The 7,158-nt window shown below is 72.2% G+C and carries 8 protein-coding genes and 1 riboswitch; all 8 genes read left to right on the top strand.

The window, feature by feature from the left end; translation table 11 throughout:
• The first annotated feature begins 247 nt into the window (after window positions 1–247).
• Window positions 248–784 carry an EF-hand domain-containing protein gene (locus tag AB0G02_RS24465; RefSeq protein WP_360797793.1) on the top strand — a complete coding sequence of 179 codons (537 nt, stop codon included), beginning with the start codon at window positions 248–250 and terminating at the stop codon, window positions 782–784.
• Window positions 781–1,875, top strand: coding sequence for an isocitrate/isopropylmalate family dehydrogenase (locus AB0G02_RS24460; RefSeq protein ID WP_360797792.1), 1,095 nt, complete (start codon window positions 781–783; stop codon window positions 1,873–1,875). The genes AB0G02_RS24465 and AB0G02_RS24460 overlap by 4 nt, the downstream gene beginning before the upstream one ends.
• Window positions 1,872–2,501, top strand: a complete 630-nt coding sequence (locus tag AB0G02_RS24455) for a cysteine hydrolase (protein ID WP_360797791.1) — start codon at window positions 1,872–1,874, stop codon at window positions 2,499–2,501. The genes AB0G02_RS24460 and AB0G02_RS24455 overlap by 4 nt, the downstream gene beginning before the upstream one ends.
• On the top strand, window positions 2,477–3,325 hold the full coding sequence (locus tag AB0G02_RS24450; RefSeq protein WP_360797790.1) for an SAM-dependent methyltransferase: 849 nt from the start codon (window positions 2,477–2,479) through the stop codon (window positions 3,323–3,325). Before AB0G02_RS24455 ends, AB0G02_RS24450 begins: the two co-directional genes overlap by 25 nt.
• 543 nt (window positions 3,326–3,868) lie before the next feature.
• Window positions 3,869–5,977 carry an ABC transporter ATP-binding protein gene (locus AB0G02_RS24445; RefSeq protein ID WP_360797789.1) on the top strand — a complete coding sequence of 703 codons (2,109 nt, stop codon included), beginning with the start codon at window positions 3,869–3,871 and terminating at the stop codon, window positions 5,975–5,977.
• Entirely contained in the window at window positions 5,974–6,504 is a 531-nt protein-coding gene (locus AB0G02_RS24440) for a (2Fe-2S)-binding protein (protein WP_360797788.1), read from the top strand. The genes AB0G02_RS24445 and AB0G02_RS24440 overlap by 4 nt, the downstream gene beginning before the upstream one ends.
• Window positions 6,505–6,557: 53 nt before the next feature.
• A riboswitch (cobalamin riboswitch) is annotated at window positions 6,558–6,742 on the top strand.
• Between the two features lie 30 nt (window positions 6,743–6,772).
• Window positions 6,773–6,964, top strand: a complete 192-nt coding sequence (locus tag AB0G02_RS24435) for a CbtB-domain containing protein (protein ID WP_360797787.1) — start codon at window positions 6,773–6,775, stop codon at window positions 6,962–6,964.
• Between the two features lie 11 nt (window positions 6,965–6,975).
• On the top strand, window positions 6,976–7,158 hold a 183-nt coding region (locus tag AB0G02_RS24430), incomplete at its 3' end, for a CbtA family protein (protein WP_360797786.1).

The following is a 7,158-nucleotide window of genomic DNA, read 5'->3' as shown; positions in this document are numbered from 1 at the left end:
ACCCGGTTGTGGCACACCGAGCTGGACGAGGCGACCGCGCCGACAGAACACCCCCGAACGGACGACGGCAGTCGCGCTCGATAGTTCCGATGGCGTTGGCAATTCACACTTTCCAGTGAACACGCGAATCGTTCGACCCGGCAGGGGCGGCCTCCGACATCATGGGACACCGGCACCGGCCACGGTTGCGGGACGACGGCGTGATTCCATCCGATGTCGCGTCGCCATTTTCGACGGGAGAAGGAACATGGACCACCCCCAGGCGGCGCAGAGCCGGGTCGACCTCATCTTCACGTTGTTCGACGTCGACGGCTCCGGTGAGATCGAGGCGATCGACTTCGAGGTCATGGCCGACCGGGTGGTCGAGGCGGCGCCGCAGTCCGACGCGGCGGCGAAGGAGGCCATGACCGCGGCGTTCCACCGCTACTGGAAGACCCTCGCCGCGGAACTGGACGACGACCGCAACGGCCGGATCAACCGGGAGGAGTACGCGGACAGCGTGTTGTCGCCCGAGCGGTTCGAGTCCACGATCGACGAGTTCGCCCGGTCGTTGGCCCGGTTGGGCGACCCGGACGGTGACGGACTGATCGAGCGGCCGGTGTTCACCGCGCTGATGTCCGCCATCGGGTTCGAGCCGCGGAACATCGACGCGCTCTTCGCCGCCCTGGAGCCCGACCCGGACGACCGGATCTCCGTGGCGGACTGGGTGACCAGCATCAAGGACTTCTACCGACCCGAAGCGGCCGGCATCCCGGGCGACCGCCTGGTGCCGAGCGCCGGATGACGGCGGAGGTCGGGCTGGCCGTGGGTCGGGGCACCGGCCCCGAACTGGCGGACGTCTTCGAGCGAGTGGTGGACCGACTGGGGCGGCTGCACGGCGTCGCGCCGACCATCACCCGCTCACCGCGGGTCTACCACTCCTACTTCTCGCTGCGCGCCGAAGCCGACGGGATCGCGGACGCGCGCCGGCTGACCGAGGACGACGCCGGGCACTACGAGCGGTTCTGCCGGGCGCTGGCCCGGCGGGGTGCCGCCGCGGTGTTCCGCACGGCCGTCAACGCGCAGTCGCTCTACCTGGTCAGGCAACGGTTGCGAGCGGTGAAGGTCGACGTGATGTCGGCGCCGGGGTCGTCGCCCGACGCGGCGCTGCTGCTCGTCCGGGACGAGGCCCAGGGCTTCTACACCGGTGAGAACCGGCACGCGCCGGGCGTGCTCACCCGCACGATGCAGTTCAGCCGGGAGGTCACCGACGACGTCATCGCCCACGCCCTCGCCCAGGGGTGGCGGCAGTGGCCGGACGGCGGCGCCGACCGGATCGTCATGGCCTACAAGCACCACCTGCTCGACGGCGCGTTCGACGACTGGGTGCGCGCCGCGGCCGAGCGCCACCGGGTGCGGATCGAGCTGAGCCAACCCGACACCGTGAACCGGAACCTGATCCAGCACGGGTTACCGAGGCGGACGGTCGTCGTGGCCGGCAACGAGTGGGGCGACATCATGCACGTCGTCCTGCTCGACCGCTACGGCGCGGACAAGCAGGAGAACCGCTGCACCGAGAACGTCTACCTGCACCCCGACCTGGCCGGGCTGGTGGAGTACCAGACCGTGCACGGCTCCGCCGACGACCTGGCCGGTCGTGACACCGTCAACCCGGTGGCCACCGTGCGGGCCGCGGCGGCCGTCGTCGAACGGCACTGCGACGGCGCGGGCGCGATCGAGTCGACGGAACGGGCGCTGGCCGCCGTCACCGCACGCGGCGTGCTCACCCCCGACCTCGGCGGGCAGCACTCGACCACGGACGTGGTCGACGCGCTGCTCGCGGAACTGCCCCACCCGCGCGTGAGGCGGTCCGAGAGGCTGGAGGCGGGCTCGTGACCCGGACGGCCCTGGTCGTCGTGGACCTGCAGAACGACTTCTGCACCGGACCGGTCGCCACGGCCAGGTACTCCAAGGACCCCGCGCACCTGGACGCGGTGACGACCAACGCCGCACGCGCGGTCGACCTGGCGCGGGACCGCGGCACCGAGGTGGTGTTCGTCCGCTTCGTCGGGGACGTCGAGCACCAGGGCCCGAGCTGGCGCCGTCGCAACGAACGCGGCGGTCGGGCGCCGACCTGCCGCGAGGGCACCTGGGGCGCGCGGTTCCACAAGGTCACCCCGCAGCCGGGCGAGTTCGTGGTCACCAAGCACGCGTGCTTCGACGCGTTCCTGACCTCCGGCTTCGAGCAGCACCTGCGGCGGCGCGGCATCGAGCACCTGGTGTTCGCCGGCGTGTACGCGGACGTGTGCGTGGACTCGACCGCCCGCACCGCCTTCCAGAAGGGCTGGCACATCACGCTCCTGGTCGACTGCACCACCAGCCTGCTGCAGCGCGACGAGGACACCGCGCGGTTCATGGCCGACCTGTACGGGGCCCGCACCACCACCCACGACCGCCCTGACACGTGGTGCGATCCCCTCGGACGGGAGGACGACCAGTGCTCGGTGAGGGCGTCGCGCTGACCGCGCTCATGGTCGCGGCGGCCCGCGCGATCGAGACCCACCGCCCGGACTCCCTCGCCCGCGACGACTACGCCGAGCACTTCGTGCGCGCCGCGCCGGCGTCCGCGAACTGGCCGGTGCACCCGCGCGACGTCCCGGACGGCGACGCGAACCCCTTGTGGGGCAGGCTCGCCCGCTACTTCGGGCTGCGCACCAGGGTGCTGGACGACTTCGTGCTCGCCGCGGGCAACCGCCAGGCCGTGCTGCTCGGCGCCGGCCTGGACACCAGGGCCTTCCGCCTCGACTGGCCGCCGGACTCCGTCGTCTTCGAGGTCGACCAGGCCCCGGTGATGGCCTTCAAGCACCAGGTCCTGGACAGCCTCGGGGCACGGCCGCGCGCCACCCGTCACCCGGTGAGCGCCGACCTCCGCGAGGACTGGGCGCGGCTCCTGCCCGGGTTCCGACCGGACGAACCGACGACCTGGCTGGCCGAAGGCCTGCTGCTCTACCTGCCCGGCGACGCCGAACGCCGGCTGATCGACACCGTCGACCGGCTGTCCGCACCCGGCAGCACGCTGGCCTACGAGGTCAAGCTGGTCCGGGAGCACCCCGCGGTCCGCGACAGCCCCGTCTACACCTCGACCAAGGCCCAGACCGGCATCGACCTGCTCGCCCTGTTCGACGACGACCCCCGCCCCGACTCGGCCGCCGACCTCACCGCCCGCGGCTGGACCACCCGGGTCCACACCCCGTTCGACTTCACCCGCCACCACGGACGCGGACCGCTGCCCGAACCGCACGACGCACTGGCCGCCAACCGCTGGGTCACGGCCACGAAAGCCTGACCTCGCCCACGCCGGTGCCGAAGTGGGGATCGCGAACACGTCGAATCGCCTGAGGCGCGACACCGGTTTGCGGATCTGCCCGGTACTCATTTTCCACTCACTGCCGCCGCGGCGGCCGGAACACGACGCGGCACGCCCGGAAGAATGTGTTTTCCCACTGTCGGGAAAAGCAAGGAAAATGCTCGGCGCCCACCGGACCCGCCGAGTTTCCGGCGGTGACGCGCGACGTCGGGCCGAGCGGGGTGGAGGTCCGACCGGCGGACGCACGTCCGGCCCACACCGTCCTGGCACCGTCGGGGCGGGCGGGCCGCTGGACCGACCGGAGCAACGTCCGGCCACGGGCCCGGGAAGATCGTGCGGATTCACGAAATCACCTTCTTGAAGGCGCTCGCACCCCTGTGCTTGGATGCCCTGGGACGCCTGGCCGGCCGTTGAGGATTGGCGCCCATTCGACGTCAGGAAAACTGCGGCAATGCGCCTGCGGCCAATTCGACGAGCGGTTGGTCGACGAAACCGCACCACCGAAGGACTCGCGGGAGCGCCATGACGACCGGAACACCTCCCGCTGCGACGTCCGCGACGGCCGGGCTGCACGCCACGTGGGCGAACTGGGTGGACGAGGCGGTGCGGCCGCGGTTGCGGATCGCGCGGTTGCTGCCGTCCGGTGGTGTGGCCCTGGTCGTGTTCCTGGTCGTGCTCAACGTCGTGCTCGGCCTGTTACCCGTGGCCTTCGTGGTCGCGACGAGCATGGTGGTCGGTGAGGTGCCCGCCGCGGTCGGCGGTGGGGTCGGCAGCGCGGCCTGGGACCGGTTGACCTCGGTCTTCCTGCTCGCCGCCGCCGCGTTCCTGCTCACCCAGATCCTCGCGCCCGTGAGCAACGCCCTGGGCCAGCAGTTGCGGCGGCAGGTGGACAGCGCGCTGCGGGACGACGCGATGGCGTTGATGCTGCGGCCGGTCGGCATCGGGCCGTTGGAGGACCAGCGCACGCTGGACGAGCTGAACGAGGCCGTGCGCGCCTTCGACCGCGACTGGGGCACACCGGGCCAGGCGTGCTTCGGCATGGTGGCGCTGGTCGCCCGCTACACCCGCCTGGTGGCCCTGGTAGCGGCCATCGGGCTGACGATCGGGTGGCCGGCGGCGCTCGGGGTCGGTGCCGCGGTGCTGGCGTTCCGCTACGGCCAGCGCGGCGGGCTGCGCAAGTACTCGCGGGTGGGGCGCGACCTCATCGGCCGGATGCGCGAGATCGGCTACCTGCACGAGCTCACGATGACCGACGTGGCGGCGAAGGAGATCCGGGTGTTCGGCCTCACCGGCTGGCTCGCGGATCGCTACGCGGCCGTGTGGCGGACCGTGCGCGACACCTTCGAACGGGCACGCCGCCGCGTCTACCTGACCCCGTACCTGCTGCTGACGTGCGTCGGCCTGCTGCTGTCCGGTGCCGCGATGGTGCACGCCGCCCAGCTCGCCGCGACCGGTCGGGTGAGCCTGACCGCGTTGGCGCTCGGGGTGCAGGCGGTCGCGCTGGCGATGTCGCTCGGCGGCCACTACGCCGAGTCGGACACCAGCACGCAGTTCGCGATGCTGTCGCTGACCGCGCTGCAGCGGTTGCACGACCGGCTCGGTGAGCTGGACGAGGGGCAGCCCCGGCCCGGTCGGATCGACGTGCCCGCGGGCACGCCCGCCAGGTCGCTCACCTTCGACCGCGTCGGCTTCCACTACCCCGGTTCGGACCGCGCCGTGCTCGACGGCATCGAGCTGGAGCTGCCCGCCGGGCGCTGCACGGCGGTGGTGGGGGTCAACGGCACGGGCAAGACCACGCTGGTGAAGCTGCTCGCGCGGCTGTACGAGCCGACGTCGGGTGCGGTGCGCGCGGACGGCGTGGACATCGCGGAGTTCGACCCGGTGCGGTGGCGCCGCCAGGTCGGCGTGATCTTCCAGGACTTCGTGCGCTACGAGTTGTCCGCGGCGGAGAACATCGCGTTGGGTGCGGCGCACGTGCCGGTGGACCGGGCGGTGGTGCTGCGCGCCGCGGAACGGGCCGGGATCGCGGACGCGCTGCTCGCCCTGCCCGACGGCTTGGACACGCCGCTCTCTCGCGCCTACCCGGGCGGGACGGACCTGTCCGGCGGGCAGTGGCAGCGGATCGCCATCGCCCGTGCGTTCTACGCCTTGGAGGCGGGTGCGACGGTGCTGGTGCTGGACGAGCCGACCGCGGCGCTGGACGTGCGCGCCGAGGTGGCGTTCTTCGACCGGTTCGTGGAGCTGACGCGCGGGGTGACCTCGCTGCTCATCTCGCACCGGTTCTCCAGCGTGCGGCGGGCCGACCACATCGTGGTGGTGGACGGCGGGCGCGTGGTGGAGCGGGGCACGCACGACGAGCTGATGGCGGCGGGCGGCCACTACGCCCGCCTGTTCGCCCTTCAGGCGAGGCGGTTCGCCCGCGGGCTGGACGCCGAGGACGTCGACGACACCGAGGACATCGACATCGAGGACATGGACGCCGTGGACGAGGACGGGCTGGACGGCGGCACGGCCACCAGGCACCCGGCAGACCAGCCCGCGCTCGACGGCACGGCGAACGGGCACGCGGCGGATCGGCCGGCGGTGAACGGCGCGGCGGTGGACGCGGTGGCGGAAGGGGTCAGCCGGTGATCGAGGTCCTCCGCGGTGGCTGGGAGCTGCTGCTCATCGCCTGGCAGGAGAGCCGGTACCGGTTGGTGCTGGCGGTCGTGCTCATGATCGCCCAGGCGTCCGCGATGCCGCTGGCCGCGCCCGCCCTGGCCGTGCTGGCCGACTCGGCGGTGGCCGGGGACGTCCGGGTCGACGTCGCCCGGTCGCTGGAGCCGGTGGTGGAGAGGGTGCACGCGGTCACGTCGGTGGCGCGCGGGTTGCTCTGGGGCAACGCGGGGTCGTCCATGGCCGGAGCGTTGCGCACGGTCAGCCGCAGTGCGATCAGCCGCGGTGCGGGCGGTTCAGGTGCGGACGGCCACAGCGGGGTCGGCGGCGGGACGGACTGGCTCGCGGTGGCCGACGAGCTGTTCGCGGACCCGCCGCTCAAGGGCACGGGCGAGTTCATCCCGTTCCCGGGCGAGGTGGTGTTCCGGCGGCGCAGCTGCTGCCTGTACTACCGGCTCGATGGTGGCGGCACGTGCGGCGACTGCCCGCTGTCCCCGCGCTGACCTCGGACGTGAGGAACACGACAACTCGTCTGGTCGGTTGTGCCGACCCACGATCGACATCTACGGTTCGCAGCGCCGCAGTGGACGGGAAGCCGGTGTGAATCCGGCGCGGTCCTCGCCACTGTGACCGGGGAGCCAACCCGCCGAGAACGTCACTGGTCGCGTGGAGCGGCTGGGAAGACGCGGGGACGGCGTCGATCCGGGAGTCAGGAGACCGGCTGCGGCACGAGTTGTTGTTGACCTTCCACGAGGTATGGAGGAGGCCGTCATGACGAGCCCCGCGCACCCCCTTTCCCCTTCCGTTTCCGTCCCCAAATGGGCCTACGCCGTCGCTCTGGTCGCGTTGACCGTGACCTGGGTCGTGCTCCAGGAGAACGGCATCGCTCTCGGCGACGCCGCCCAGACCGTGCACGAGTTCTTCCACGACGGGCGGCACGCGCTCGGCGTCCCGTGCCACTAGGCGCGGCGGAGATGCACAAGATCGCTTACCGGGGCCTGCTGCTCCGCGGTGTCGGCGCGGGCGCGGTGTCCGGGCTGCTCGCGGGCCTGGTCGGCGTGCTCGTGGTGGAGGTGCCGATCCGGGCGGCGCTGGCCGTCGAGGAGGCACGGCACGCGGAGCACGCCGCGGGCGGCCACGACCACGGCGAGGTGTTC

Source organism: Actinosynnema sp. NPDC023658, assembly GCF_040639995.1.
Lineage (GTDB): Bacteria > Actinomycetota > Actinomycetes > Mycobacteriales > Pseudonocardiaceae > Actinosynnema.
This window is presented reverse-complemented; position numbering and strand designations above follow the sequence as displayed.

What these genes read in the sequence shown, in the direction of transcription:
- AB0G02_RS24465 (WP_360797793.1), top strand. Translation starts at nt 248, where the DNA reads ATGGACCACCCCCAGGCGGCGCAGAGCCGGGTCGACCTCATCTTCACG.
- AB0G02_RS24460 (WP_360797792.1), top strand. Translation starts at nt 781, where the DNA reads ATGACGGCGGAGGTCGGGCTGGCCGTGGGTCGGGGCACCGGCCCCGAA.
- AB0G02_RS24445 (WP_360797789.1), top strand. Translation starts at nt 3,869, where the DNA reads ATGACGACCGGAACACCTCCCGCTGCGACGTCCGCGACGGCCGGGCTG.
- AB0G02_RS24435 (WP_360797787.1), top strand. Translation starts at nt 6,773, where the DNA reads ATGACGAGCCCCGCGCACCCCCTTTCCCCTTCCGTTTCCGTCCCCAAA.